Origin of the sequence: Streptomyces sp. WAC06614 (genome assembly GCF_003949795.1) — a bacterium.
Taxonomy (GTDB): domain Bacteria; phylum Actinomycetota; class Actinomycetes; order Streptomycetales; family Streptomycetaceae; genus Streptomyces.
In genome coordinates this window covers 16,987-42,637 of sequence record NZ_RPRY01000028.1, presented here as the reverse complement: position 1 = coordinate 42,637, position 25,651 = coordinate 16,987, and the positions used below count along the sequence as shown (strand labels likewise).

The following is a 25,651-nucleotide window of genomic DNA, read 5'->3' as shown; positions in this document are numbered from 1 at the left end:
CCGGCCCGGTCGCCTCGCTGCTGCGCGGCGCCGCCTCGGCCCTCGGCGTGGCGGAGCCCTCCGACACCGACTTCGTCAAGCGCGTCGTGGGCGTCGGCGGCGACCACGTGGTCTGCTGCGACGCCGCCGGCCGGGTCACGGTCAACGGGACCCCGGTGGACGAGCCGTACCTGTATCCCGGCGATGCCCCCTCGGCGGTCCCCTTCCGGATCGTCGTCCCGCTGGGCACCCTGTGGGTGATGGGCGACCACCGCTCCCAGTCCCGTGACTCGCGGGACCACCTCGGGGAGCCGGGCGGGGGGATGGTGCCGGTGGACAAGGTCATCGGCCGGGCCGACTGGATCGGCTGGCCGGCGTCCCGGTGGGGCGCGGCCGACCGGCGCGGCGGTGGGCATGGGTAGCCGGGGGCGGGACCGGCGCGACCGGCCCGAACCCAGCTTCGAGACCCTGGAGGGCGGCCGGGCGCACCGGCGCATCCAGTTGCGCCGGCTGCGCCGGCGCCGGCGCACCCGCCGGGCCGGCGAGCTCCCGCTGCTGGTGGCCGTGGCCCTGTGCATCGCGCTGGTGCTCAAGACCTTCCTGGTGCAGGCCTTCTTCATCCCTTCCGGCTCGATGGAGCAGACCATCCGGATCGGCGACCGGGTGCTGGTCGACAAGCTCACCCCGTGGTTCGGCGCCACGGTCGAACGGGGCGACGTCGTGGTCTTCAAGGACCCCGGCGGCTGGCTCACGGGCGAGGCGGCCCGGCCGGAGCCCGACCCGGTGGGCGTCAAACAGGTCAAGCAGGTGCTGACGTTCATCGGCCTGCTGCCCTCCGCGGACGAGCAGGACCTGATCAAGCGCGCCATCGGGGTCGGCGGCGACACCGTCGCCTGCTGCGACGCCGAGGGCCGGGTCACCGTCAACGGCACGCCCCTGAATGAGCCGTACGTGAACCCGGGCGACCCGCCCAGCGAGATCCGCTTCGAGGTGCGGGTGCCGCAGGGCCGGCTGTTCGTGATGGGCGACCACCGTTCCAACTCCGCCGATTCCCGCTACCACTTGGACGAGGCGTTCCAGGGCACCATCGCCGAGAGCGGCGTGGTCGGACGGGCCGTGGTGATCGCCTGGCCGTACGACCACTGGAAGCGGCTGGAGCGTCCGGCGACCTTCGGCTCGGTTCCGGATCGCGCGCGGCGACGGCGCCGGAGGGGCCCACCCGTCGCATAGTGTGTCCTCGGTCTCCCGCGCCCTTGGGAACTCCCGGTCGTTAAGGGAGGGGAGGACCCGTGCCGTTCGGGCGCGGGCGACGACGCATTGCGAGGTTGAGGAGTGGATGTGGGGGATGTGGCAGTAGGCGCGCGATCCGGACGCGACGAACCCGAGAAGCGGCCGGAGGATGCCGTCGAGCCCGAGACCGAGGGCCAGGGGGGCGAGGACGCGGAGGACGCCGAAGAGCGTCCGCAGCGCTCGTTCTGGAAGGAGCTGCCGCTCCTCATCGGTATCGCGCTGCTGCTCGCCCTGCTGATCAAGACCTTCCTGGTCCAGGCGTTCTCGATCCCGTCCGACTCCATGCAGGACACGCTCCAGCGCGGTGACCGGGTCCTGGTCGACAAGCTCACCCCGTGGTTCGGCTCCGAGCCCGAGCGCGGCGAGGTCGTGGTCTTCCACGACCCGGCCAACTGGCTCGCGGGCGAGCCCACTCCGCAGCCGAACCTGGTGCAGCAGGTCCTCAGCAAGATCGGCCTGATGCCGTCGGCGGACGAGAAGGACCTGATCAAGCGGGTCATCGCGGTCGGCGGCGACACCGTCGAGTGCAAGAAGGGCGGCCCGGTCAAGGTCAACGGCAAGGAGCTGGACGAGCCGTACATCTTCCCCGGCAACACCGCTTGCGACGACGCCCCGTTCGGCCCGCTCACCGTGCCCAAGGGCAAGATCTGGGTGATGGGCGACCACCGGCAGAACTCGCAGGACTCCCGCTACCACATGCAGGACTCCACCGGCGGCTTCGTGCCGGTGAACAAGGTCGTCGGCCGCGCCGTCGTCATCGCCTGGCCGGTGACCCGCTGGGCCACCCTGCCGGTCCCGGACACCTTCGACCAGCCCGGCCTCGACAAGCAGCCCGCCCCGGCCGCGGCCGCGGTCGGCGTGGCCCCGGCCGCCCTGGGCGTGGCCGGTGCGGTGCCGCTGGTCCTGCTGCGCCGGCGGAAGCTGGCTGGGGGACGTACCGCCGGGTAGGGTGCCGCCCATCGACGTACTCCTGACGCGGGGGACCAGGCATGGGCGGAACACAGCGGTCCACACAGGGCCCCATACGTGGTGCGGATGGCCGCGGTGGTCTCGGGAACGTGCTCTCCGGGATCGCCGTGGCCATCGGTTTTGCCCTGTTCCTCGGCGGTTTCGTCTGGGGGGCGCTGGTCTACCAGCCGTTCACGGTGCCGACCGACTCGATGGTCCCGACGGTACGGCCCGGCGACCGGGTGCTCGCCCAGCGCGTCGACGGCGCGCAGGTGCGCCGCGGCGACGTGGTGATCTTCACTGATGCCGTGTGGAGCAACGCCCCCATGGTCAAGCGGGTCGTCGCCGTCGGCGGCGACACCGTCCGCTGCTGCGGGCAGGGCGGGCGGCTGACCGTGAACGGCAAGGAGCTGGACGAGCCGTACCTGGAGACCGGGCCGTCCGGGGCCGCCTCGGACACGCCGTTCGAGGTGACCGTGCCCGAGGACAACCTCTTCCTGCTCGGCGACCGCCGGGCCGCCTCCCTGGACTCCCGCGCCCACCTCCAGGAGGCCGGCCAGGGCACCGTGCCGCGCGGTGCGGTGACCGGCCGGGTGGACGCCCGGGTGTGGCCGTCGGTGCACATGCTGGACCGGCCCGGGGCGACCTACGCCGTGCTGGGCGAGCCGGGTTCGCAGCCGGGGCCGCTGAAGCTCCAGCTCGCCGCGGTGGGGCTGGGCGCGGTGCTGGTGGCGGCCGGGTGCGCGTACGGGCCGCTGGCGCGGCTGGCGGGGCGCCGCCGGAGGCGGACCGCGGAGGCGGTCGGTGGACGCTGAGCACGAGGTGCCGGACCGGGGCACCGCCGGGGACGCCGGCGCGGCCGGCGCCGAGGGCGGGGCCGACCAGGGTGGTGACGGCGGGGCCGACCAGGGTGCTGACGGCGGCGCCGACCAGGGCGCCGACGGCGGGGCCGGGTCCGGTGGGCCGCGGCAGGTGGCGCGGGTGATCCTGCTCGACCCGGCGGACCGGATCCTGCTGCTGCACGGCTTCGAGCCGGCCGACCCCGGCCGCGACTGGTGGTTCACCCCGGGCGGCGGGCTGGAGCCCGGCGAGAGCCGGGAGCAGGCCGCCCTCCGAGAGCTGGCCGAGGAGACCGGGATCACGGACGTGGAGCTGGGCCCGGTGCTCTGGCACCGGTACTGCGCCTTCCCCTTCGACGGGCGCCGCTGGGAGCAGGACGAGTGGTACTTCCTGGCCCGCACCCGGCAGACCGAAACCGTCCTGGGCGGCCTGACCGAGCTGGAGCGGCGCAGCGTCACCGGGACCAGGTGGTGGACCTCCGAGGAACTGTCGGCGGCCCATGAGACGGTGTACCCGACCAGACTCGCCGAGCTGTTCCGCAAGCTGCTCGACGAAGGCCCCCCGGGTGCGCCGGTGGTCCTGGCCCCCGAAATCGTTTAGGGGCGCACGAGCCTGGCGCACAATAGGGGGACGCACGGCTGAAGGGGAACATGCCATGAGCGCCGAGGACCTCGAGAAGTACGAGACCGAGATGGAGCTGAAGCTCTATCGCGAGTACCGCGACGTCGTCGGGCTGTTCAAGTACGTGATCGAGACCGAACGCCGTTTCTACCTCACCAACGACTACGAGATGCAGGTGCACTCGGTCCAGGGGGAGGTGTTCTTCGAGGTCACGATGGCCGACGCGTGGGTCTGGGACATGTACCGGCCGGCCCGGTTCGTCAAGCAGGTCCGGGTGCTGACCTTCAAGGACGTGAACATCGAGGAGCTCAACAAGAGCGACCTGGAGCTCCCCGGCAGCTAGGCCGTCGGCCCTGCCCTCCCCTCGTGCTTTCACCCCTGTGGGTGACGGCGTTGTCCACAACGGCCGGGTTGTCCACCAAGATCCACTCGTGGCTGTCCGGTGCGGCACCTTCGGTACCGGAGGTGGTGCCGGATGGACGCACGAGGGGCACTGGGCAGGTACGGCGAGGAGCTGGCCGCGCGGCGGCTGACCCGCGCCGGGATGACCGTCGTCGCACGGAACTGGCGGCGCGGCCGGGGCGGTGAGGTCGACATCGTCGCCCGTGACGGCGACGCCCTGGTGATCTGCGAGGTCAAGACCCGCCGGTCGGAGGGCTTCGAGCATCCGGCGGCGGGCGTGCCGCCGACGAAGGTCGAGCGGTTGCGCCGGCTCGCCGAGGGCTGGCTGGCCGACCACGGCGGAAGTCCGCCGGGCGGGGTGCGGATCGACCTGGTCACCGTGGTGCTGCCACGCCGCGGCGCGGCCGTGGTGGAGCACATCAGGGGGGTGGCCTGATGGGATTCGCACGGACGTGCTCGGTGGCGCTGGTCGGCGTCGAGGGCGTGGTCGTCGAGGTCCAGGCCGACCTGGAGGCCGGCCTGGCCGCCTTCACCCTGGTCGGCCTGCCGGACAAGACCCTGGTCGAGAGCCGCGACCGGGTCCGGGCGGCGGTGGTCAACTCCGGTGCGCCCTGGCCGCAGAAGAAGCTCACGGTGGGCCTGAGCCCGGCCTCCGTGCCCAAGTCCGGTTCGGGATTCGACCTCGCCGTGGCCACGGCGATCCTCAGCGCGGCCGAGCGGATCGACCCCGCCGTGATCGCCGACCTGGTCCTGATCGGCGAGCTCGGGCTCGACGGCCGGGTCCGGCCGGTGCGGGGGATCCTGCCCGCGGTGCTCGCCGCGGCGGACGCCGGGTACCGGCAGGTCGTCGTCCCCGAGCAGTGCGCCGCCGAGGCCGCCCTCGTCCCGGACGTCTCGGTCCTGGGCGTCCGCAGCCTGCGCCAGCTCCTCGCGGTCCTCACCGACGGGGAGGTGCCCGAGGAGGAGCCTCCGGTCCTGCCGGGCCGGCCCGACCCCATGGTGGCGGGGCTGGTGCTGCCCGGCGCGGGCCTGGGCACGGGGCTGGCCCGGTATCCGGCCGGGACGCGCCCGGACGGCGGCCGGGGCGACGGGGAGCCGGGCCCGCCCGGGCTGCCCGACCTCGCCGACGTCGCGGGGCAGCGGCTGGCCCGGCGGGCGCTGGAGGTGGCCGCGGCCGGCGGCCACCACCTGTACCTCAGCGGGCCGCCCGGCGCCGGCAAGACCATGCTGGCCGAGCGGCTGGCGGGGATCCTGCCGCCGCTCACCCGGCAGGAGTCCCTGGAGGTCACCGCCGTCCATTCGGTCGCCGGGACCCTGCCTCCCGGGGAGCCGCTGGTCGGCGGGCCGCCCTACTGCGCCCCGCACCACTCGGCCACCCTCCAGTCGCTGATCGGCGGCGGCCAGGGCCTGCCGAGACCGGGGGCGGTCTCGCTGGCTCATCGCGGCATCCTCTTTCTGGACGAGGCGCCCGAGTTCAGCAGCCGGGTGCTCGACGCGCTGCGGCAGCCGCTGGAGTCCGGGCACGTGGTGGTGGCCCGGGCCGCCGGGGTGGTCCGGCTCCCCGCCCGCTTCCTGATGGTCCTGGCAGCCAACCCCTGCCCGTGCGGCCGGCACGGCCTGGTCGGGGCCGGGTGCGAATGCCCGCCCTCGGTGGTCCGGCGCTACCAGGGGCGGCTCTCCGGACCGCTCATGGACCGGGTGGACCTGCGGGTCGCGGTCGACCCCGTCGCGCGGTCCGACCTGATGGGGCGCGGCGGGCAGGGCGAGGCCAGCGCCGCCGTCGCCGCACGGGTGGCCACGGCGCGGGCCCGGGCCGCCGCCCGGCTCGCGGGCACCCCCTGGAGCGTCAACGGCGAGGTCCCCGGGCACGAGCTGCGCACCCGTTGGCAGCCTGCCCCCGGCGCCCTCGCCCAGGCCGAACGGGACCTGGAGTGCGGGCTGCTCACCGCCCGCGGCCTGGACCGGGTCCTGCGGGTCGCCTGGACCGTGGCCGACCTCGGCGGCAAGGACCGGCCCGACGCCCTGGACGTGGCCGTCGCCCTGGAACTGCGCACCGGTATCGCCCGAGGGGTGCCGGTCGGCCCGGGAGGTGCGCGATGACGTACCAGGGCGAGGGCGAGGGCGAGGACGGGGCCCGGGTCGGGGCGGAGGTGCGGGCGCGGGCCGCGCTGACCCGGGTGGCCGAGCCCGGGGACGAGCGGGCCGGGCGCTGGGTGCGCGAGCGCGGCGCCGCCGAGGTGATACGGCTGCTGACCGGGCCGGAGGAGGAGGCCGCCCGGGCGCTGGACGGGGTGACCCCGCAGGGGCTCGCCGGGTACCGGGCACGGGCCGCCACCGCCCGGCCTGACCGGGACCTGGAGCTGATCGCGGGCCTGGGCGGGCGGTTCGTCTGCCCCGGCTCGGCGGAGTGGCCGAGCCAGCTCGACGACCTCGGCGACGCCCGGCCGCTCGGCCTGTGGCTCCGCGGCGGACCCGACCTGCGGACCTGGGCCCTGCGCTCGGTCGCGGTCGTCGGGGCCCGGGCCTGCACCCCGTACGGCGCCCACATGGGGCAGGTGCTCGGCGCCGGGCTCGCCGAGCGGGGCTGGGTGGTGGTCTCCGGCGGTGCCTTCGGGGTCGACGGGGCCGCGCACCGCGGGGCGCTGGCCGCCGGCGGGGCCACCGTGGCGGTGCTGGCCTGCGGGGTGGACGTGCCCTACCCGCGGGGGCACGCCGCCCTGCTGGGCCGGATCGCGGGACAGGGACTGCTGCTCGCCGAGCTGCCGCCCGGCTGCCACCCCACCCGGAGCCGGTTCGTGCTGCGCAACCGGGTCATCGCCGCCCTCACCCGCGGCACGGTCGTGGTGGAGGCCGCGCTGCGCAGCGGATCGCTGGTCACCGTGCGCCGGGCCCGCGACCTCGGCCGGTACACCATGGGCGTGCCCGGCCCCGTGACCAGCGCCCTGTCGGCCGGGGTGCACGAGCTGCTGAGGGCCGAGGGCACCCTGGTCGGCGACGCCGCGGAGGTGGTCGAACTGGTCGGCGGGATCGGCGAGCTGGCCCCCGAGCGCCGGGGGCCGGTGCTGGCCCGGGACCTGCTCGCCCCGGCCGCGGCGCGGGTGCTCGAAGCACTGCCCGCCGGGCGCCCGGCCGGGGTCGGCGAGGTGGCGTCGGCCGCGGGCACCGGGACCGATGAAGCCATCGGCAGACTGTACGAACTTCACTCTCTGGGGTTCGTCGAACGGCAGGGCGAGGGCTGGAGGTTGACCCCTCGGCCGGAGGAGGGGGCCACTCGAACCGGTGGCGCCCGGCGAGGCGGTCATTGACCAGGGGTGTTCCGGTGAAAGAGTGAAGCCGATGACAGAAGCCGTCCTTCCGGTGGCAGCCGCCGGGACCGTGCGCGGGGCGCCGGTCCCGGACCTCCCGTGCGACGGGGACAGCCTCGGCGGCCCCGCACGATCCCGTACTCTTCGCGCACCGCGACTGTTCCGTCACGCTACGCTCCCCACGAATCCGGCCCCCACAAAGGCGAAGCATGCCCCAGCACACCTCAGGGTCTGACCGCGCTGCGGTGCCCCCCGCTGCCCGTGGCAGCGTGCGGTCCACCGCGCCCTCGTCCCTGGACACGCTGTGGCGCTCGTACAAGGACACCGGGGACGAGCGGCTGCGCGAGCAGCTGATCCTGCACTACTCACCCCTGGTGAAGTACGTGGCCGGCCGGGTCAGCGTGGGCCTGCCGCCCAACGTCGAACAGGCCGACTTCGTCTCCTCCGGGGTCTTCGGGCTGATCGACGCCATCGAGAAGTTCGACATCGACCGCTCCATCAAGTTCGAGACGTACGCGATCACCCGGATCCGCGGCGCGATGATCGACGAGCTGCGGGCCCTGGACTGGATCCCGCGCTCCGTGCGGCAGAAGGCGCGGGCCGTCGAACGGGCCTACGCCACCTTGGAGGCCCAGCTCCGGCGCACCCCCACCGAGACCGAGGTGGCCGCCGAGATGGGCATCGCCGTCGAGGAACTCCACACGGTCTTCAGCCAGTTGTCCCTGGCCAACGTGGTCGCGCTGGAGGAGCTGCTGCACGTCGGCGGCGAGGGCGGCGACCGGCTGTCCCTGATGGACACCCTGGAGGACACCGCCGCCGACGACCCGGAGGAGGTCGCCGAGGACCGTGAGCTGCGCCGGCTGTTGGCCCGGGCGATCAACACGCTGCCCGAGCGGGAGAAGACCGTCGTCACCCTCTACTACTACGAGGGGCTCACCCTCGCCGAGATCGGTCATGTGCTCGGCGTCACCGAGAGCCGGGTCAGCCAGATCCACACCAAGTCCGTGCTGCAACTCCGGGCAAAGCTGGCGGATGTCGGCCGCTGACCTTGCGCCCGCTCCGTACAGTGGACGGGTGCCCAGGATTCGAGCGGCCTCCGTGGCCGAGCACCGGACGATGCAGCGCGCCGCCCTGCTGGACGCCGCGCGGTCCCTGCTGTCCGACGGCGGGACGGAGGCCCTGACCTTCCCCGCCCTCGCCGAGCGGACCGGGCTCGCCCGGTCCTCCGTCTACGAGTACTTCCGCTCCCGCGCCGCCGTGGTCGAGGAACTGTGCGCCGTGGACTTCCCGGTCTGGGCGGCCGAGATCGAGGCCGCCATGGAGGCCGTCGAGGAGCCGCAGGCCAAGATCGAGGCCTATGTGCGCAGCCAGCTCGCCCTGGTCGGCGACCGCCGGCACCGCGCGGTCGTGGCGATCTCCGCGAGCGAGCTGGACGCCGGCGCCCGCGAGAAGATCCGGGCCGCCCACGGCGGGCTCGTGGCCATGGTCGTCGAGGCGCTCGCCGCGCTCGGCCACGCCCGGCCCACGCTGGCCGCCATGCTGCTCCAGGGCGTCGTGGACGCGGCGGTCCGCCGGATCGAGCTCGGCGCCGCCGAGGACCCCGCCGAGGTCACCGAGGTGGCCGTCGCCATGGCCCTGCGCGGCGTACGGGGCTGAGCCGGCCAGCGGCAGCAGCCGGGGCACCGTGCGCGGCAGCACGGCCAGCGGCAGCAGCCGGGGCACCGTGCGCGGCAGCACGGCCAGCGGGTCGAGGTACGCCTCGCCCGCCAGCAGCCCCCAGTGCAGGCAGGACGCCCCGCAGTGGCCGCCCTCGGTGAGCACGGCCACCACCTGGCCGGCGCTCACCTCGGCCCCTTCGGCCACCAGGGCCCGCACCGGCTCGTACGTGGTGCGCAGGCCGCCCGGGAGGGTGAGCGAGAGCACGCCGCGCCCCGCCACCTGTCCGGCGTAATGGACCCGCCCGGGTCCCACCGCCCGGACCCCGTCCCCGGCACGCGCGGCCAGGTCCACGCCCCGGTGCCCGGCGGCGTACGGGGTGGGTGGCGGGTCGTACCAGCGCAGCACCTCCAGCGGCGCCGGGAGCGGCCGTACGAAGGGCGCCGGGCCGGGCCCCGGGAGCACGGCCAGCAGCATGATCAGAAGCATCGTCGTCATGCCCGCAGCGTCCCGCAGGACCCCCGCCGCCCGCTCCGGCCTGTGGACGACCGGCGGCTTGTGGACGGCCGCGTCACCCGGCACGGGTACGGGTCCCGTACACTTCTTGTGGCGATCCGGGTCACCGGGTCGACTTCGCACGCCCCAGCGCCGGCCGGTCTCACGGTCAGGCGGCAGCGTCCCTCGGTCCCCTTCGACGGGGGCAGGACGCGCCGGGGCGTCAGGAATGAAACCGAGAAACCAAGGAGATACGGCCATGGCCGTCGTCACGATGCGGGAGCTGCTGGAGAGCGGCGTCCACTTCGGTCACCAGACCCGTCGCTGGAACCCGAAGATGAAGCGCTTCATCTTCACCGAGCGCAACGGCATCTACATCATCGACCTGCTCCAGTCGCTGTCGTACATCGACCGCGCCTACGAGTTCGTCAAGGAGACCGTCGCGCACGGCGGCTCCATCATGTTCGTCGGCACCAAGAAGCAGGCGCAGGAGGCGATCGCCGAGCAGGCGACCCGCGTCGGCATGCCGTACGTCAACCAGCGCTGGCTGGGTGGCATGCTCACCAACTTCTCCACCGTCTACAAGCGCCTTCAGCGTCTGAAGGAGCTCGAGGCGATCGACTTCGAGGACGTGGCCGCCTCCGGCCTCACCAAGAAGGAGCTCCTGGTCCTCTCCCGCGAGAAGGCCAAGCTGGAGAAGACCCTCGGTGGTATCCGCGAGATGCAGAAGGTGCCGAGCGCCGTCTGGATCGTCGACACCAAGAAGGAGCACATCGCCGTCGGTGAGGCGCGCAAGCTCCACATCCCGGTCGTCGCGATCCTCGACACCAACTGCGACCCCGACGAGGTCGACTACAAGATCCCGGGCAACGACGACGCGATCCGCTCCGTCACCCTGCTCACCCGCGTGATCGCCGACGCCGTCGCCGAGGGCCTGATCGCCCGTTCCGGCGTTGCCGCCGGTGACTCGAAGCCGGGCGACAAGGCCGCCGGCGAGCCGCTCGCCGAGTGGGAGCGCGACCTGCTCGAGGGTGAGAAGAAGGCGGACGAGGCCCCGGCCGCCGCCGAGGCCCCCGCTGCGGAGGCTCCGGCCGCCGAGGCCGAGCAGGCCTGACCCACTGAGAGCGCCCGGCGTTCACGTTCCGGGCACTCGCAGCACGGACGATGACGGCGGGGGAGGCGTGCCACGAGCGCGACTCCTCCGCCGTTCACCCGTAGATCTACGACTTCGAGAGAGAATCACAGACTCATGGCGAACTACACCGCCGCTGACGTCAAGAAGCTCCGCGAGCTCACCGGCGCCGGCATGATGGACTGCAAGAAGGCCCTGGACGAGGCCGACGGCAACGTCGACAAGGCCGTCGAGGCGCTGCGCATCAAGGGTCAGAAGGGCGTCGCCAAGCGCGAGGGCCGTTCTGCCGAGAACGGTGCCGTCGTGTCCCTCATCGCCGACGACGCCACCTCCGGTGTCCTGGTCGAGCTGAAGTGCGAGACGGACTTCGTCGCCAAGGGTGACAAGTTCCAGGACGTCGCCAAGGCCATCGCCGCGCACGTCGCCGCCACCAAGCCGGCCGACATCGCCGCGCTGCTCGCCTCCGAGATCGAGGCCGGCAAGACCGTCCAGGCGTTCGTGGACGAGGCCAACGCGAACCTGGGCGAGAAGATCGTCCTGGACCGCTTCGCGCAGTACGACAACGGCTACGTGCACGCCTACATGCACCGCACCATGCCCGACCTGCCCCCGCAGATCGGTGTCCTGGTCGAGCTCGACAAGGAGAGCGACGTCGCCCGCGGTGTCGCCCAGCACATCGCCGCCTTCGCGCCGAAGTACCTCTCCAAGGACGACGTCCCGGCCGAGGTCGTCGAGACCGAGCGTCGTGTCGCCGAGGAGACCACCCGCGCCGAGGGCAAGCCCGAGGCTGCGCTCCCGAAGATCGTCGAGGGTCGCATCAACGGCTTCTTCAAGGAGGCCACCCTCCTCGGCCAGCCGTACGCGCTGGACAACAAGAAGACCGTCCAGCAGATCCTGGACGAGGCCGGTGTCACCCTGAAGCGCTTCACCCGCATCAAGGTCGGCATCTGAGTCCGTCCGTACGCGACGGACACCCGGACCCCGGTAGGGTCTGAGGCAGTCGTCCGCGTTCGCGCAGGACGACCGCAGATCTGACGAGGAGGCCATTGCCGTAGAGGGAACCGCAAGGACCCACCGGCAATGGCCTTCTTCGTATGTGCACGAGGAGATCCCATGAATCAGGGCGTGGACCCCCACACCGCATCCCACGACCAGAGCGACCACGACCGCAAGGGCGTCCGCCGTTTCCTGCTGAAGCTGTCGGGCGAAGCCTTCTCCGGCGGCGGCGGGCTGGGTGTCGACCCCGACGTCGTGCACGCCATCGCGCGCGAGATCGCGGGCGTCGTCCGTGACGGCGCCGAGATCGCCGTCGTCATCGGCGGCGGCAACTTCTTCCGAGGCGCCGAGCTCCAGCAGCGCGGCATGGACCGTGCCCGCTCCGACTACATGGGCATGCTCGGCACGGTCATGAACTGCCTCGCCCTCCAGGACTTCCTGGAGAAGGAAGGCATCGACTCCCGCGTCCAGACCGCCATCACCATGGGTCAGGTCGCCGAGCCGTACATCCCGCTGCGCGCCGTCCGGCACCTGGAGAAGGGCCGCGTCGTGATCTTCGGCGCCGGTATGGGCATGCCCTACTTCTCCACGGACACCACCGCCGCCCAGCGCGCCCTGGAGATCGACGCCGAGGCGCTGCTCATGGGCAAGAACGGCGTGGACGGCGTGTACGACTCCGACCCGAAGGCCAACCCGGACGCCGTCAAGTTCGACGCCCTGGAGTACGGCGAGGTGCTCGCCCGCGACCTCAAGGTCGCCGACGCCACCGCCATCACGCTGTGCCGCGACAACAAGCTGCCGATCCTGGTCTTCGAACTGCTCGCCGAGGGCAATATCGCCCGTGCCGTCAAGGGTGAGAAGATCGGCACGCTCGTGAGCGACCAGGGCACCCGGGCCTGAGCGCTCCGCCGGGCCCCCGTGGCCCGGCACGCCCGCCCGCCTGAACCATCCATTCAAGACATGCAGGAGCACGTGGTGATCGAAGAAATCCTCCTCGAGGCCGAGGAGAAGATGGAGAAGGCCGTCGTGGTGGCCAAGGAGGACTTCGCCGCGATCCGCACCGGCCGTGCGCACCCGGCGATGTTCAACAAGATCGTGGCGGACTACTACGGCGCCATCACGCCCATCAACCAGCTGGCGTCGTTCTCCGTGCCCGAGCCGCGCATGGCCGTCGTCACCCCGTTCGACAAGAGCGCCCTGCGCAACATCGAGCAGGCCATCCGCGACTCCGACCTGGGCGTCAACCCGAGCAACGACGGCAACATCATCCGCGTGGTGTTCCCCGAGCTGACCGAGGAGCGCCGCCGCGACTACATCAAGGTCGCCAAGGGCAAGGCCGAGGACTCGCGCGTGTCGATCCGCTCCGTGCGCCGCAAGGCCAAGGACGCCCTCGACAAGCTGGTCAAGGACAAGGAGGCCGGCGAGGACGAGGTGCGCCGCGCCGAGAAGGAGCTCGACGACACCACCGCGAAGTACGTCGCGCAGGTGGACGAGCTGCTCAAGCACAAGGAAGCCGAGCTGCTCGAGGTCTGATGAACGACTCTCCCTGGGCCGCGGAGCCGGTTCCCGTGGGTGCGGCTTATGATCGGGGAGCTGCCCTTCCGGGCGGCCCCCCGGTCCCTACCGAGCTGCCGCCGCAGGAGCCCATGCCCACGCCACCTTCGCAGGCCCCGCAGGCCTCCTCCCCGCCGCCGCCCAAGAAGCGGGCGGGGCGCGACCTGCGTGCGGCCATAGGGGTCGGCGTCGGCCTCGGTGCGGTGATCTTCGCTTCGCTGTTCATCGTCAAGGCGGTCTTCGTCGGCGTCATCGCCGTCGCGGTCGTCGTCGGCCTGTGGGAGCTGACCTCGCGGCTGCAGGAGCGCAAGGGAATCAAGGCGCCCCTGGTGCCGCTCGCCCTCGGTGGCGCGGCCATGGTCATCGCCGGGTACGTCCGCGGGGCCGAGGGCGCCTGGGTGGCGATGGCCCTCACGGCGCTCGCCGTGCTCGTGTGGCGGATGACCGAGCCGCCGGAGGACTACCTCAAGGACGTCACGGCCGGTGTGTTCGCCGCGTTCTACGTGCCGTTCCTGGCCACGTTCGTGGCGATGATGCTCACCGCCGACGACGGCCCGCAGCGCGTGGTCACCTTCCTGGTGCTGACCGTGGTCAGCGACACCGGTGCCTACGCGGTCGGCTGGCGCTTCGGCAAGCACAAGCTCGCCCCGCGCATCAGCCCCGGCAAGACCCGCGAGGGCCTGTTCGGCGCGGTGGCGTTCGCCATGGCCGCCGGCGCGCTGTGCATGCAGTTCCTGATCGACGGCGGAAGCTGGTGGCAGGGCCTGATCCTGGGCCTGGCCGTGGCGGTCAGCGCCACGCTCGGCGACCTCGGCGAGTCGATGATCAAGCGGGACCTGGGCATCAAGGACATGGGCACCCTGCTGCCGGGCCACGGCGGCATCATGGACCGCCTGGACTCGCTGCTGCCCACGGCCCCCGTGGTGTGGCTGCTCCTGGCGGCCTTCGTCGGCACGGGCTGAGACCGTCCGCCGTCCGGGTCCGGGGCCGGGCCCGGGCACTGCCGGTACCCTGGAAGGGCGCGCTGCTGCATGCGGCGCGCCTTTCGTCTTCCGAGGAGTACCTGCCATGGCCCGCCCCGCACCGGGAGAGCTCACCTTCGTCGCCCCGCGCGGAGCCAAGAAGCCCCCGCGGCACCTCGCCGACCTCAGCCCCGCCGAGCGCCGCGAGGCGGTCGCCGCGATCGGCGAGAAGCCGTTCCGGGCCAAGCAGCTCTCCCAGCACTACTTCGCCCGCTACGCCCACGACCCGGCGGAGTGGACCGACATCCCCGCCGCCTCCCGCGAGAAGCTCCAGCAGGAGCTGCTGCCCGACCTGATGTCGGTCGTCCGGCACATCTCCTGCGACGAGGACACCACCCGCAAGACCCTGTGGAAGCTGCACGACGGCACCCTCGTGGAGTCCGTCCTGATGCGTTACCCCGACCGGGTGACCATGTGCATCTCCTCGCAGGCCGGCTGCGGCATGAACTGCCCGTTCTGCGCCACCGGCCAGGCGGGTCTGGACCGCAACCTGTCCACCGCGGAGATCGTCCACCAGATCGTCGACGGCATGCGCGCCCTGCGCGACGGCGAGGTTCCCGGCGGCCCGGCGCGGCTGTCCAACATCGTCTTCATGGGCATGGGCGAGCCGCTGGCCAACTACAAGCGGGTCGTCGGCGCCATCCGCCGGCTGACCGACCCCGAGCCGGACGGCCTGGGCCTGTCCCAGCGCGGTATCACCGTCTCCACGGTCGGCCTGGTCCCGGCCATGCTCCGGTTCGCCGACGAGGGCTTCAAGTGCCGCCTCGCCGTCTCCCTGCACGCCCCCGACGACGAGCTGCGCGACACCCTGGTCCCGGTCAACACCCGCTGGAAGGTCCGCGAGGTCCTCGACGCCGCCTGGGAGTACGCAGAGAAGTCCGGCCGCCGGATCTCCATCGAATACGCCCTGATCCGCGACATCAACGACCAGGCCTGGCGCGGCGACCTGCTGGGCCGCCTCCTCAAGGGCAAGCGGGTCCACGTGAACCTGATCCCGCTGAACCCGACCCCCGGCTCGAAGTGGACCGCCTCCCGTCCCGAGGACGAGCGGGCGTTCGTGCAGGCCATCGCGAACCACGGCGTGCCCGTCACGGTCCGGGACACCCGCGGACAGGAGATCGACGGAGCCTGCGGCCAGCTCGCGGCGAGCGAGCGGTAATCTGGCAGCCGTACATCCACATATTCCGACAGGGGAGCGCCACAGCGCTGAGAGTGCGGCAACCGTCAGCCGCAGACCCTCAGAACCTTGCCCAGGTCATTCTGGGTAGGAAGTTCGGTCATCACCTCAAGCTGTTGCGCCCTGCCCGGGCGTCCGCTCCGTATCGTCAGATCGTCAGCGCCCGGGCGGGGCCGCGTCTTCTCCTGGTCCACTCCAGGAGGAATCACTTTGAGCACCACCAAGAAGCTGGCGGGCACGGCGCTCGCCGCTGCCCTCGGTGTGACGACGCTGGCCGCGTGCGGCGGCGGCGACGCCCAGGACAAGGACGCCGCGAGCGGGTCCCCGAACTCGAAGACCGTGACCCTGGTCAGCCACGACTCCTTCGACGTGACCGACGCGGTCCTCAAGGAGTTCGAGCAGACCTCCGGCTACACCGTCAAGGTGCTCAAGAGCGGGGACGCGGGCGCCGCCCTCAACGCGGAGATCCTCACCAAGGGCCACCCGCGCGGCGACGTCTTCTTCGGCGTCGACAACACCATGCTCTCGCGCGCCCTCGACAACGGGCTCTTCACCCCGTACGAGGCCAAGGGCCTGGCCGGCGTCAAGGACGACGTCCAGCTCGACAAGGCGCAGCACCGGGTCACCCCGGTCGACTCCGGCGACATCTGCGTCAACTACGACAAGGCCTACTTCGCCGAGAAGAAGATCGCGCCGCCGCAGACCCTCGACGACCTGGTCAAGCCCGAGTACAAGAACCTGCTGGTCACCGAGAACGCCGCGACCTCCTCGCCCGGCCTGGGCTTCCTGCTCGCCAGCGTCGGCAAGTACGGCGAGGAGGGCTGGAAGGACTACTGGAGCAAGCTCAAGGCCAACGGCGTCGAGGTCGTCGACGGCTGGGAGCAGGCCTACAACGAGCGCTTCTCCGGCTCCGCGGGCGGCAAGAAGGCCAAGGGCGACCGCCCGCTGGTGGTCTCCTACGCCTCCAGCCCGCCGGTCGAGGTCCTCTACGGCGAGCCGCAGCCGGCCGAGGCCCCCACGGGCGTGGCCACCGGCACCTGCTTCCGCCAGGTGGAGTTCGCGGGCCTGCTCAAGGGCGCGGCGAACGAGGAGGGCGGCAAGGCCCTGATCGACTTCCTGGTGAGCAAGAAGTTCCAGGAGGACATGCCGCTGAAGATGTTCGTGAACCCGGTCCTCAAGGACGCGCAGCTCCCGGAGGTCTTCACCAAGCACGGCGTGGTGATCGACAAGCCGGAGACCGTCGCTCCGGACGCGATCGCCAAGAACCGTGAGCAGTGGGTCAAGGCGTGGACCTCGCTCGTCGTGAAGTAGCGGGCTCCCGGCCGGCCGGCGGCCGGCCGACCGGACCCCGGCCGGCCGGCTCGCCCCCGGCCGGCCGGCCGGTGACCGGCCGCCGGGGCCGGGCGACGGCGGTGCGGCTCGCCCTGATGGCGGTGCCGCTGGCCTTCTTCGCCCTGTTCTTCGCCTACCCCGTCGCCGCCATCGTCGGCCGGGGCCTCCGGGGCGACACCGGCTGGCAGCTCGGCCGGATCGGCGAGGTGCTGACCCGGCCGGACATCGCCGAGGTGCTGTGGTTCACCACCTGGCAGGCGCTGGCCTCCACCGCGCTCACCCTGGTGATCGCGCTGCCCGGCGCCTATGTCTTCGCCCGGCTGGACTTCCCCGGGCGGCAGGTGCTGCGGGCCGTGGTCACCGTGCCGTTCGTGCTGCCGACCGTGGTCGTCGGCAGCGCCTTCCTGGCGCTGGTCGGGCGGGGCGGACTGCTCGACGAGCTGGGAGGCGGGCGGCTGGACACCACCGTGTGGGCGATCCTGCTCGCGCACGTCTTCTTCAACTACGCGGTCGTCGTCCGCACGGTCGGCGGCCTGTGGGCCCAGCTCGACCCACGGCAGGAGGAGGCCGCGCGGGTCCTGGGCGCCGGCCGGTTCGCGGCCTGGCGCCGGGTGACGCTGCCCGCCCTCGGCCCCGCCGTGGCCGCCGCCTCGCTGATGGTGTTCCTGTTCACCTTCAGCTCGTTCGGCATCGTCCAGATCCTCGGCGGGCCCTCGTACGCCACCTTGGAGGTGGAGGTCTACCGGCAGACCGCCCAACTGCTGGACCTGTCGACCGCGGCCGTGCTGACCCTCGTGCAGTTCGCCGCCCTCGGGACGATCCTCGGCATCCACGCGTGGGCGGTGCGCCGGCGCGAGACGGCGCTGAAGCTGGTCGACCCGGCCCGCACGGCGCGCCCGCCGCGCGGGGCCGGGCAGCGGATCCTGCTGGGCGGGGTGCTGCTGACCGTCGCCCTGCTGATCGTGCTGCCGCTGGCCGTGCTGGTGGAACGGTCCTTCGACGCGCCCGGCGGCTACGGCTGGGACTACTACCGGGCCCTGACGGACGCCGGGGCCACCGGCACCTTCCTGGTGCCGCCGCTGGAGGCCGTCGGGAACTCGCTCCGGTACGCCCTCGCGGCCACCGCCATCGCCCTGGTCGTCGGCGGTCTGGCCGCGGCCGCGCTGTCGCGGCCGGGCGGCCCGTTCGTCCGGGGCTTCGACGCCCTGCTGATGCTGCCCCTCGGCGTGTCCGCGGTGACCGTCGGCTTCGGCTTCCTGATCACCCTGGACGAGCCGCCGCTGGACCTGCGGACCTCGTGGATCCTGGTCCCCCTGGCCCAGGCCCTGGTCGGGGTGCCGTTCGTGGTGCGGACCATGCTGCCGGTGCTGCGGGCGGTCGACGCCCGACTGCGCGAGGCCGCCGCCGTGCTCGGGGCCTCCCCGCTGCGGGCCTGGCGGGAGGTGGACCTGCCGCTGGTGCGGCGGGCGGTGCTGATCGCCGCCGGCTTCGCCTTCGCGGTCTCGCTCGGCGAGTTCGGGGCGACCGTCTTCATCGCCCGGCCCGACCACCCGACGCTGCCGGTGGCCGTGGCCCGGCTGCTCGGGCGGGCGGGGGAGCTCAACTACGGCCAGGCGATGGCCCTGAGCACGATTCTGATGCTGGTGTGCGCGGTGTCCCTGCTGGTGCTGGAGCGACTGCGATCCGACAAGACCTCGGGAGAGTTCTGATGACGCTGCTCGCGCTGGAGGAGATCACCGTCCGCTTCGGCGAGCGCGCGGTCCTCGACGCCGTGGACCTCGACGTCGCCGAGCACGAGGTCGTGTGCGTCCTGGGTCCCAGCGGCAGCGGCAAGTCCACCCTGCTCCGGGTGGTCGCCGGACTCCAGGCCCCGTCGGCCGGCCGGGTCATGCTGGGCGGCGCCGACCGCACGGCCGTGCCGCCGCACCGGCGCGGGGTGGGCCTGATGTTCCAGGACCACCAGCTCTTCCCGCACCGGGACGTCGGCGGGAACGTCGCCTTCGGCCTGCGCGTCCGGGGCGCCGGGCGGGCGGCGTACGAGCCCCGGGTGGCGGAACTGCTGGACCTGGTGGGCCTGCCGGGCGCGCAGCGCCGGGCGGTGTCCTCGCTGTCCGGCGGCGAGCAGCAGCGGGTGGCGCTGGCCCGGGCGCTGGCGCCCGAGCCGCGGCTGCTGATGCTGGACGAGCCGCTGGGCCAGCTCGACCGGGGCCTGCGCGAACGGCTGGTGGTGGAACTGCGCGCGCTGTTCTCCCGCCTCGGCACGACGGTGCTGGCGGTCACCCACGACCAGGGCGAGGCCTTCGCGCTGGCCGACCGGGTGGTGGTCATGCGCGAGGGCCGGATCGCGCAGGCCGGCAGCCCGCTGGAGGTCTGGCAGCGGCCGGCCTCGGCGTTCGTCGCGCGCTTCCTGGGCTTCGAGAACGTGGTCCCCGCCACGGTCGAGGGCACCGTCGCCACCACCGACTGGGGCCCGGTCCCCGTGCCGCCGGGATCCCCGCAGGGCGCCCACCAGCTCCTGGTCCGGCCGGCCGGGGTGCTGCTCGGCGGCCCGGCGGACGACGGCTCGGACCGCGGCCCGGACTGCCTGGTCGCGGCGCGCACCTTCCGCGGTACGCACGTCACCCTGACCCTGGAGCCGAGGACCGGGCCGGTCCTGGAGGCCGCGTGCGACCTGGCCGCGGCCCCGGCCGTCGGCGACCGGGTCACCGCCCGCTTCGCCCCGGCCGAGGTCGTCGTCCTGCCGGCCTAGCCCGCCCCCGCGGCCGCGTACGGGCCGGGCGGCCCTGCGACGCTACGGAACCGGCGTCGGCTCGGGATTCGGCTCCGGCTCGCGCTCCGGCTCCGGTGTCCGGTCCGGCTCGGCCTCGTGCTGGCCGAACCAGGCGACGGCCACGGCGCCGGCCACGGCCAGGACGAAGCCGGCCACCGCGAGCCAGGCCAGGCCCGGGCGGGAGGCGTCGCCGAGCCACAGCACGCCGATCGCGCCGGGCAGCACGGTCTCGCCGACGACCAGCGCGGCGGTGGCCCCGTTCACCGAGCCGATCTGCAGGGCCACCGTGTGCAGGTACATGCCCCCGGTGCCGGCCAGCAGGATCGCGTAGAGCGCGGGGTCGGTGAGTAGCGCGCCCAGGTCGAAGGGGTCGATGCCGTTCAGCACCCGCACCCCGACGCCCAGTGCGCCGAAGCCGAGACCGGAGAGCAGACCGGCCAGGATCGCGGCCCGGCCACCGAGCAGCCGGACGGCCACGGTGCCGCCGACGATGATCAGCACGGTCACGGCCAGCAGCCACCAGTGCGTCGACAGCGGGGTGTGTCCGCTGCCCTCCGCGCCCGCGGCGGTCGCCAGCAGCACCAGGGCGCCGCAGACCACGCCGATGGAGGTCCACTCCTTGCGGTTCAGCCGGATGCCGAGGAGCTTCACGCTCAGCACGGCGGTGATCACCAGATTGGCACTGATCACCGTCTGGGACAGGAACAGCGGCAGCAGCCGGGCGGCGAGCGCACCCAGGCCGAAGCCGACGAAGTCCAGGACGGTGCCGACGATGAACTCCCAGGTCATCGCGGCCTTGGCGGTGGACGCCAGATTGGGCCCGCCGTGCTGGGTCACGCCGGCGGCGGCCGGGGAACTGCGCGCGGCCCGGCGCGAGCCCACGGCTTGCAGCACGGAACCCGTTCCGTAGCAGAGAGATGCCGCGATGGCGGTCAGCAGGCCTATGAGCACGCGTGGCTCCGTTCACGTGTGGCAGGTTTTGCGTACCTCTGCCAGACGTGAGAACGGGCCGCGGAGTTGCCTCTCAGGGCCGGCGCATTGCGGTGAGCGCCTCCGGGACCTCCGTGACGGAGTCCACCAGGGCGATCCGGTCCTCCATCGACCGGTCCCGGGCCAGCGAGCGCAGCAGCGGCCACGCCGGCAGGTGCTCGGTCCAGTGCCTCCGGTCGACCAGCACCATCGGGGTCGGCTCGCCGCGGGACTCGTAGTAGTTGGGCGTCGCGTTGTCGAAGATCTCCTGGACGGTGCCCGCCGCGCCGGGCAGGAAGACCACGCCCGCGTTCGACCGGGCCAGCAGTCCGTCCTCACGGGTGGCGTTCGCGAAGTACTTGGCGATGTGGCTCGCGAAGGCGTTCGGCGGCTCGTGCCCGTAGAACCAGGTGGGGATGCCGACCGACGTCCCGCCGCCGGGCCAGCGCTCGCGCACCGCGAAGGCGGCCTGCGCCCAGTCGGTGACCGACGGGGTGAAGGACGGCGCCTTGGCCAGCAGGCGCAGGGCCTCGCCCAGCGCCGCGTCCGGGGCGGGGGCCAGGTAGGCGCCGAGGTTGGCCGCCTCCATCGCGCCCGGACCGCCGCCGGTGGCCACGGTCAGACCGGCGCGGGCCAGGGTCCGGCCGAGTTCGGCGGCGCCCCGGTAGTCCTCGCCGCCACGGGTCATCGCATGCCCGCCCATCACTCCGACCACCCGGGCGCCGAGCAGGTGCTCGTCGAGGGCGTCGGAGACGGCGTCGTCGTGGATGGCGCGCAGCATCGACGCGAGGACGTCGCCGTCGGACCTGGTCTCCTGGAACCAGGCGTACGCCTGGGCGTCCGGGGTCGCGTCGTAGCCGGAGGGGAGCGCGGTGAACAGTTCCTCGGGGCTGTACAGCAGCCCCCGGTACGGGTCGAAGGGCAGGTCCGGCACCGGCGGGAAGACCATCGCGCCGTCGGCCCGGACCTTGGCGGCGGCGTCGGGCTCCATCGGGCAGCCGAGGAAGACGGCCGCGGAGGTGTCGGCGGACAGCAGGGCGAAGGTGCGTTCCAGCAGGTTGACCGACTGGATGCGGTAGCCGCTCAGCGAACCGCGGGCGACCACCTGGTCGAACTCGGCGAGCGTCTCGATCTCGTAGTCGGCGTGGTCTCGGTCGGCCATCCGCACACCCTACGGCGTGGGCTTCAGCGGGTCAGCGCCAGGTAGGTCAGCTGGGCCACGGCCCAGGCCAGCGGGACGCTCACCACGAGCACCGCGCCCGCCCGCAGGGCGGCGGCCGTCCGCAGGACCCGCCCGGGGGTGCCGAGGCCCAGCAGTGCCTCGCGGGCGCCGGCCCGGGCCTGGCGGGCCTCGACCGCGGTGGTCAGCAGGGTGGCGGCGGCGCAGAGCAGGACCAGGGCGGCGGCGGGTGCGGTCAGCGGGCCGAGCGGCGCCCCCAGGCCGCCCTGCTCGCGCAGCGCCGGTACGGCGAGCGCCCCGGCGGCGACGGCGCACAGCACGCCGAGGGCCCGGCCCAGCCGGCCGGCCTCCTCCTGCAGGCCGCGGCCCGCCAGCAGGCGCAGCACTCCGGGCCGGGCCGTCTGCACCAGGGCCCCGGCGAGGTGGACCACGGCGGGTCCAGCCAGGGCGAGGCCGAGGGCGGTCAGGGACCAGCCGGCCAGCATCCCGGCCGTGCCGCGGCCCGCGTACGCCTCCACGGCCAGCCCGCACGCGGTGAGGGCCACGCCCCAGGGCAGGTCGGCCTGCGGGGTGCGCGGCGGGCGGACCCGCGAGGCGAGGGCGGCGCCGGCGGAGGCGGTCAGCGGCAGCACGGCGAGCAGGGTCAGCGCGGCGGCCACGGGCAGCGGCCGGTCGGCGTGCAGCAGTCGGGTCCCGGCACCGTCGAAGGGCAGCCCGGTCAGCTGTCCGCGCAGGTGCAGGAAGACGGCCAGCGCCAGCAGGCTGCCCAGGGTGCAGGAGACGGCGGTGGAGACGGCCGCGACCAGGGCCCGACGGAGGGGTCCCAGCCCGGCCGCGTCCAGTCCCTCGGGGGGCCGGGTGGCCGGGTCCGTACGGGCGACGGCCACGGCGAGCTGCACGGTCAGGGCGAGCGGGACCAGGGCCCACAGCAGGCGGGGGAACGATCCGGCAGGGTCGTCGAGGGCGCCGGCCAGGACGTGCAGCAGCAGGAACCCGGAACCCGCCGAGGCCGCCGCGACCAGCAGCCGGCGCAGTTGGACCAGGGGCCGGGAGCCGCGGACTAGGCGGAGAGCGAGCACGCTGCCTGCCCCTCCGGCCCGTGCGGCGGTACGGGGCCGGCGGTCTCGGCCGGGCGTCCGTCGAGCAGGGCCAGGCGCCGGTCGGCGGCCGCCGCGCAGTCGGCGTCGTGGGTGGCCATGACCACGGTGATGGCATGGGAGCGGGCCGCGGTGGTGAGGGTGCGCAGCAGCAGGGCGCGCTCGGCACGGTGCAGCGGGGCGGTGGGTTCGTCGGCGAAGATCACCGAGGGTTCGTTGACCAGGGCCCGGGCCAGGGCGACCCGCTGGGCCTCGGCCCGGTTCAGGGCGGAGGGGCGCTTGCCGGCGAAGGCGGCGATGTCGAGCCGCTCCAGCCACTCGGTCGCGACGCGCTTGGCCGTACGGTGGCCGGCCCCGGTGATCAGCAGGGGCAGTGCGGCGTTCTCCCAGACCCGGAGCTCGGGCAGGAGCTGCGGTTCCGGGCCGATCCAGCCGAACCGGTCGCGGCGCAGCCGCTCGCGGGCGAGGGGGCCCATGGTGTGCACGGGGACGCTGTTGAACCACACCTCGCCCTGTTCGGGCAGCAACTGCCCGGACAGGCAGCGCAGCAGGGTGGTCTTGCCGCTGCCGCGGGGGCCGGTGACGGCGAGGACCTCGCCCTCGCGGACGCTCACCGAGACGGCGATCAGGCCCGTGGAGCCGCTGTGGGAGTAGTGCAGGGACCGTGCCCAGAGCACATCGTTGTCCGGGGGAGCCACCATGGCGTACACCTCCGTCCGGGGGAACGAAGCGGAGCCGCATCGGTCACTGGCGCCGTAAAGAGATGTAAAGAGACAAAGCTGCCCGGGAGCGGCAGCACACGGCCCGGACCCCTCGTTCTCACTCGAACGGAGGATCCGGGCCGGGTGGGGGACCGTTGCTCAGGGGGCCGTACGGCCCGCTGTCACAGCTTGGTCCAGGCCTCGCTGAGCACGGTGCGCAGGATCTGCTCGATCTCGTCGAACTGCTGCTGGTCGGCGATCAGCGGCGGGGCCAGCTGGACGACCGGGTCGCCGCGGTCGTCGGCGCGGCAGTAGAGGCCGTTCTCGAAGAGCGCCTTGGACAGGAAGCCGTAGAGCACGCGCTCGGTCTCCTCGTCCGTGAACGTCTCCTTGGTCTCCTTGTCCTTGACCAGCTCGATGCCGTAGAAGAAGCCGTTGCCGCGGACGTCGCCGACGATCGGCAGGTCGTGCAGCTTCTGCAGCGTCTTGAGGAAGGCGCCCTCGTTGTCCAGCACGTGCTGGTTGAGGCCTTCCTTGTCGAAGATGTCGAGGTTGGCCAGGGCGACGGCGGAGGACACCGGGTGGCCGCCGAAGGTGTAGCCGTGCAGGAAGGTGTTCTCGCCCTTGTAGAAGGGCTCGGCGACCCGGTCGGAGACGATGCAGGCGCCGATCGGGGAGTAGCCCGAGGTCATGCCCTTGGCGCAGGTGATCATGTCCGGCACGTAGCCGAACTTGTCACAGGCGAACATCGTGCCGAGGCGGCCGAAGGCGCAGATGACCTCGTCGGAGACGAGCAGCACGTCGTACTGGTCGCAGATCTCGCGGACCCGCTGGAAGTAGCCGGGCGGCGGCGGGAAGCAGCCGCCGGCGTTCTGCACCGGCTCCAGGAAGACGGCCGCGACGGTGTCGGGGCCCTCGAAGAGGATCTGCTGCTCGATCTGGTCGGCGGCCCAGCGGCCGAAGGCCTCCGGGTCGTCGCCGTGGATCGGGGCGCGGTAGATGTTGGTGTTCGGGACCTTGTGGGCGCCCGGTACCAGCGGCTCGAAGGGGGCCTTGAGGGCCGGCAGGCCGGTGATGGACAGGGCGCCCTGCGGGGTGCCGTGGTAGGCGACCGCGCGGGAGATGACCTTGTACTTGGTCGGCTTGCCCTTGAGCTTGAAGTACTGCTTGGCCAGCTTCCAGGCGGTCTCGACGGCCTCGCCACCGCCGGTGGTGAAGAAGACCTTGTTCAGGTCGCCCGGCGCGTAGTTCGCGAGGCGCTCGGCGAGCTCGACGGCCTTCGGGTGGGCGTAGGACCACACGGGGAAGAAGGCGAGCTCCTGGGCCTGCTTGTAGGCGACCTCGGCCAGCTGCTTGCGGCCGTGGCCGGCGTTGACCACGAACAGTCCGGCGAGACCGTCCAGGTAGCGCTTGCCCTTGTCGTCGTAGATGTAGGTGCCCTCGCCCCGCACGATGGTGGGGACGGGGGAGTTCTCGTACGAGGACATGCGGGTGAAGTGCATCCACAGGTGGTCGTACGCGGTCTTGGACAGGTCCTGGGTCACGGTTATCGAGTTCCCCACATGTAGGTCTGCTTCTTCAGCTTCAGATAAACGAAGCTTTCGGTGGATCGCACGCCGGGGAGCGCGCGGATCTTCTTGTTGATCGTTTCCAGCAGGTGGTCGTCGTCCTCGCAGACGATCTCCACCATCAGGTCGAACGAGCCCGCGGTCATCACCACGTACTCGCACTCGGCCATCGCGGTCAGCGCGTCGGCCACCGGGTCGACATCGCCCTCGACGTTGATCCCGACCATGGCCTGGCGTCGCAGACCCACGGTGAGCGGGTCGGTGACGGCCACGATCTGCATGACGCCCTGGTCGAGCAGCTTCTGCACGCGCTGGCGCACGGCTGCCTCGGACAGGCCGACGGCCTTGCCGATGGCCGCGTAGGGACGGCGTCCGTCCTCCTGCAGTTGCTCGATGATCGCCAGCGACACAGCATCGACCGAAGGGGACGGCTGCCGGTTCCTGGTATCTGCGCTTCGACTGACCACGTCATCACTGTGCACGAGGAGTCGACAGTTCCGCAACCCGGAATCGATGAAATCCGTTGTCGAGCTGCTTTGATCTCACGGATTTCGTAGTTCATCCATGCTGGGCCTGTCGAAAGCGTCACCACAGGGGCTACTCTGGGAGAGTTGTCT

Annotated in this window: 25 protein-coding genes, 2 pseudogenes and 1 riboswitch; of the genes and pseudogenes, 20 read left to right on the top strand and 7 right to left on the bottom strand. The window is 72.7% G+C overall.

Annotated features, from left to right (window positions below; all coding sequences use genetic code 11):
* From lepB (EF918_RS06435) to EF918_RS06385, 11 genes and pseudogenes are all read left to right on the top strand, one after another.
* On the top strand, window positions 1–401 hold a 401-nt coding region (gene lepB, locus EF918_RS06435), incomplete at its 5' end, for a signal peptidase I (protein WP_125642130.1).
* Window positions 394–1,409, top strand: a pseudogene (lepB, locus tag EF918_RS06430) (signal peptidase I); the annotation flags it as partial. The gene lepB (EF918_RS06435) and the pseudogene lepB (EF918_RS06430), both read left to right, overlap by 8 nt.
* A complete protein-coding gene (lepB, locus tag EF918_RS37995; protein WP_125642127.1) occupies window positions 1,327–2,217 on the top strand; it encodes a signal peptidase I in 891 nt (296 codons plus the stop codon). The pseudogene lepB (EF918_RS06430) and the gene lepB (EF918_RS37995), both read left to right, overlap by 83 nt.
* A gap of 41 nt (window positions 2,218–2,258) precedes the next feature.
* A complete protein-coding gene (gene lepB, locus EF918_RS06420) occupies window positions 2,259–3,032 on the top strand; it encodes a signal peptidase I (RefSeq protein ID WP_125642125.1) in 774 nt (257 codons plus the stop codon).
* A gap of 157 nt (window positions 3,033–3,189) precedes the next feature.
* Window positions 3,190–3,657 (top strand): NUDIX hydrolase, encoded by a 468-nt coding sequence (locus EF918_RS06415; RefSeq protein WP_260609921.1) that lies wholly within the window; start codon window positions 3,190–3,192, stop codon window positions 3,655–3,657.
* Window positions 3,658–3,712: 55 nt separating this feature from the next.
* Window positions 3,713–4,021: a DUF2469 domain-containing protein gene (locus EF918_RS06410; RefSeq protein WP_006139554.1), complete on the top strand. Its 309-nt coding sequence runs from the start codon at window positions 3,713–3,715 to the stop codon at window positions 4,019–4,021.
* A gap of 132 nt (window positions 4,022–4,153) precedes the next feature.
* The gene (locus tag EF918_RS06405; protein WP_125642122.1) at window positions 4,154–4,516 is read left to right on the top strand and encodes a YraN family protein; all 363 of its coding nucleotides are present in this window, start codon (window positions 4,154–4,156) and stop codon (window positions 4,514–4,516) included.
* Entirely contained in the window at window positions 4,516–6,180 is a 1,665-nt protein-coding gene (locus EF918_RS06400; protein ID WP_125642119.1) for a YifB family Mg chelatase-like AAA ATPase, read from the top strand. Before EF918_RS06405 ends, EF918_RS06400 begins: the two co-directional genes overlap by 1 nt.
* A complete protein-coding gene (gene dprA / locus EF918_RS06395) occupies window positions 6,177–7,385 on the top strand; it encodes a DNA-processing protein DprA (protein ID WP_125642115.1) in 1,209 nt (402 codons plus the stop codon). The genes EF918_RS06400 and dprA overlap by 4 nt, the downstream gene beginning before the upstream one ends.
* Before the next feature lie 209 nt (window positions 7,386–7,594).
* On the top strand, window positions 7,595–8,431 hold the full coding sequence (whiG, locus tag EF918_RS06390; RefSeq protein WP_125642112.1) for an RNA polymerase sigma factor WhiG: 837 nt from the start codon (window positions 7,595–7,597) through the stop codon (window positions 8,429–8,431).
* A 70-nt stretch (window positions 8,432–8,501) separates the two neighbouring features.
* A complete protein-coding gene (locus EF918_RS06385) occupies window positions 8,502–9,041 on the top strand; it encodes a TetR/AcrR family transcriptional regulator (protein WP_185921610.1) in 540 nt (179 codons plus the stop codon).
* Between the two features lie 147 nt (window positions 9,042–9,188).
* On the opposite strand, the pseudogene EF918_RS06380 reads toward EF918_RS06385, so the two are convergent.
* Window positions 9,189–9,518, bottom strand: a pseudogene (locus EF918_RS06380) (peptidoglycan DD-metalloendopeptidase family protein); the annotation flags it as partial.
* A gap of 277 nt (window positions 9,519–9,795) precedes the next feature.
* On the opposite strand from EF918_RS06380, the gene rpsB reads away from it, so the two are divergent.
* The 9 genes from rpsB to EF918_RS06335 all read left to right on the top strand — a co-directional run bounded on the left by rpsB (window position 9,796) and on the right by EF918_RS06335 (window position 19,498).
* Entirely contained in the window at window positions 9,796–10,650 is an 855-nt protein-coding gene (rpsB, locus tag EF918_RS06375; protein WP_125642108.1) for a 30S ribosomal protein S2, read from the top strand.
* Between the two features lie 135 nt (window positions 10,651–10,785).
* The gene (tsf, locus tag EF918_RS06370) at window positions 10,786–11,619 is read left to right on the top strand and encodes a translation elongation factor Ts (RefSeq protein WP_125642105.1); all 834 of its coding nucleotides are present in this window, start codon (window positions 10,786–10,788) and stop codon (window positions 11,617–11,619) included.
* 162 nt (window positions 11,620–11,781) lie between these two features.
* Entirely contained in the window at window positions 11,782–12,564 is a 783-nt protein-coding gene (pyrH, locus tag EF918_RS06365; protein WP_125642102.1) for a UMP kinase, read from the top strand.
* Between the two features lie 75 nt (window positions 12,565–12,639).
* Complete coding sequence (gene frr, locus EF918_RS06360) at window positions 12,640–13,197, top strand: ribosome recycling factor (RefSeq protein WP_125642143.1); 558 nt, start codon at window positions 12,640–12,642, stop codon at window positions 13,195–13,197.
* Window positions 13,197–14,180 (top strand): phosphatidate cytidylyltransferase, encoded by a 984-nt coding sequence (locus EF918_RS06355; RefSeq protein WP_125642099.1) that lies wholly within the window; start codon window positions 13,197–13,199, stop codon window positions 14,178–14,180. Before frr ends, EF918_RS06355 begins: the two co-directional genes overlap by 1 nt.
* A gap of 106 nt (window positions 14,181–14,286) precedes the next feature.
* Complete coding sequence (rlmN, locus tag EF918_RS06350; RefSeq protein ID WP_125642096.1) at window positions 14,287–15,399, top strand: 23S rRNA (adenine(2503)-C(2))-methyltransferase RlmN; 1,113 nt, start codon at window positions 14,287–14,289, stop codon at window positions 15,397–15,399.
* A 20-nt stretch (window positions 15,400–15,419) separates the two neighbouring features.
* Window positions 15,420–15,529, top strand: a riboswitch (TPP riboswitch).
* A gap of 98 nt (window positions 15,530–15,627) precedes the next feature.
* Window positions 15,628–16,728, top strand: a complete 1,101-nt coding sequence (locus EF918_RS06345) for a thiamine ABC transporter substrate binding subunit (protein WP_125642093.1) — start codon at window positions 15,628–15,630, stop codon at window positions 16,726–16,728.
* 116 nt (window positions 16,729–16,844) lie between these two features.
* Entirely contained in the window at window positions 16,845–18,458 is a 1,614-nt protein-coding gene (locus EF918_RS06340; RefSeq protein ID WP_125642140.1) for an iron ABC transporter permease, read from the top strand.
* Window positions 18,458–19,498: an ABC transporter ATP-binding protein gene (locus EF918_RS06335; protein WP_185921609.1), complete on the top strand. Its 1,041-nt coding sequence runs from the start codon at window positions 18,458–18,460 to the stop codon at window positions 19,496–19,498. Before EF918_RS06340 ends, EF918_RS06335 begins: the two co-directional genes overlap by 1 nt.
* 42 nt (window positions 19,499–19,540) lie before the next feature.
* Here the strand turns inward: EF918_RS06335 and EF918_RS06330 are convergent, their stop codons facing one another.
* From EF918_RS06330 to EF918_RS06305, 6 genes are all read right to left on the bottom strand, one after another.
* Window positions 19,541–20,470, bottom strand: a complete 930-nt coding sequence (locus EF918_RS06330) for a hypothetical protein (RefSeq protein ID WP_260609907.1) — start codon at window positions 20,468–20,470, stop codon at window positions 19,541–19,543.
* A gap of 73 nt (window positions 20,471–20,543) precedes the next feature.
* A complete protein-coding gene (locus EF918_RS06325; protein ID WP_125642089.1) occupies window positions 20,544–21,650 on the bottom strand; it encodes an LOG family protein in 1,107 nt (368 codons plus the stop codon).
* A gap of 23 nt (window positions 21,651–21,673) precedes the next feature.
* On the bottom strand, window positions 21,674–22,747 hold the full coding sequence (locus tag EF918_RS06320) for a hypothetical protein (RefSeq protein WP_125642086.1): 1,074 nt from the start codon (window positions 22,745–22,747) through the stop codon (window positions 21,674–21,676).
* Window positions 22,729–23,466: an ABC transporter ATP-binding protein gene (locus EF918_RS06315; RefSeq protein WP_125642084.1), complete on the bottom strand. Its 738-nt coding sequence runs from the start codon at window positions 23,464–23,466 to the stop codon at window positions 22,729–22,731. Before EF918_RS06315 ends, EF918_RS06320 begins: the two co-directional genes overlap by 19 nt.
* 182 nt (window positions 23,467–23,648) lie before the next feature.
* Window positions 23,649–25,028 (bottom strand): aspartate aminotransferase family protein, encoded by a 1,380-nt coding sequence (locus tag EF918_RS06310; RefSeq protein ID WP_185921608.1) that lies wholly within the window; start codon window positions 25,026–25,028, stop codon window positions 23,649–23,651.
* Complete coding sequence (locus EF918_RS06305) at window positions 25,013–25,516, bottom strand: Lrp/AsnC family transcriptional regulator (protein WP_125642081.1); 504 nt, start codon at window positions 25,514–25,516, stop codon at window positions 25,013–25,015. The genes EF918_RS06310 and EF918_RS06305 overlap by 16 nt, the downstream gene beginning before the upstream one ends.
* Window positions 25,517–25,651 lie beyond the last annotated feature (135 nt).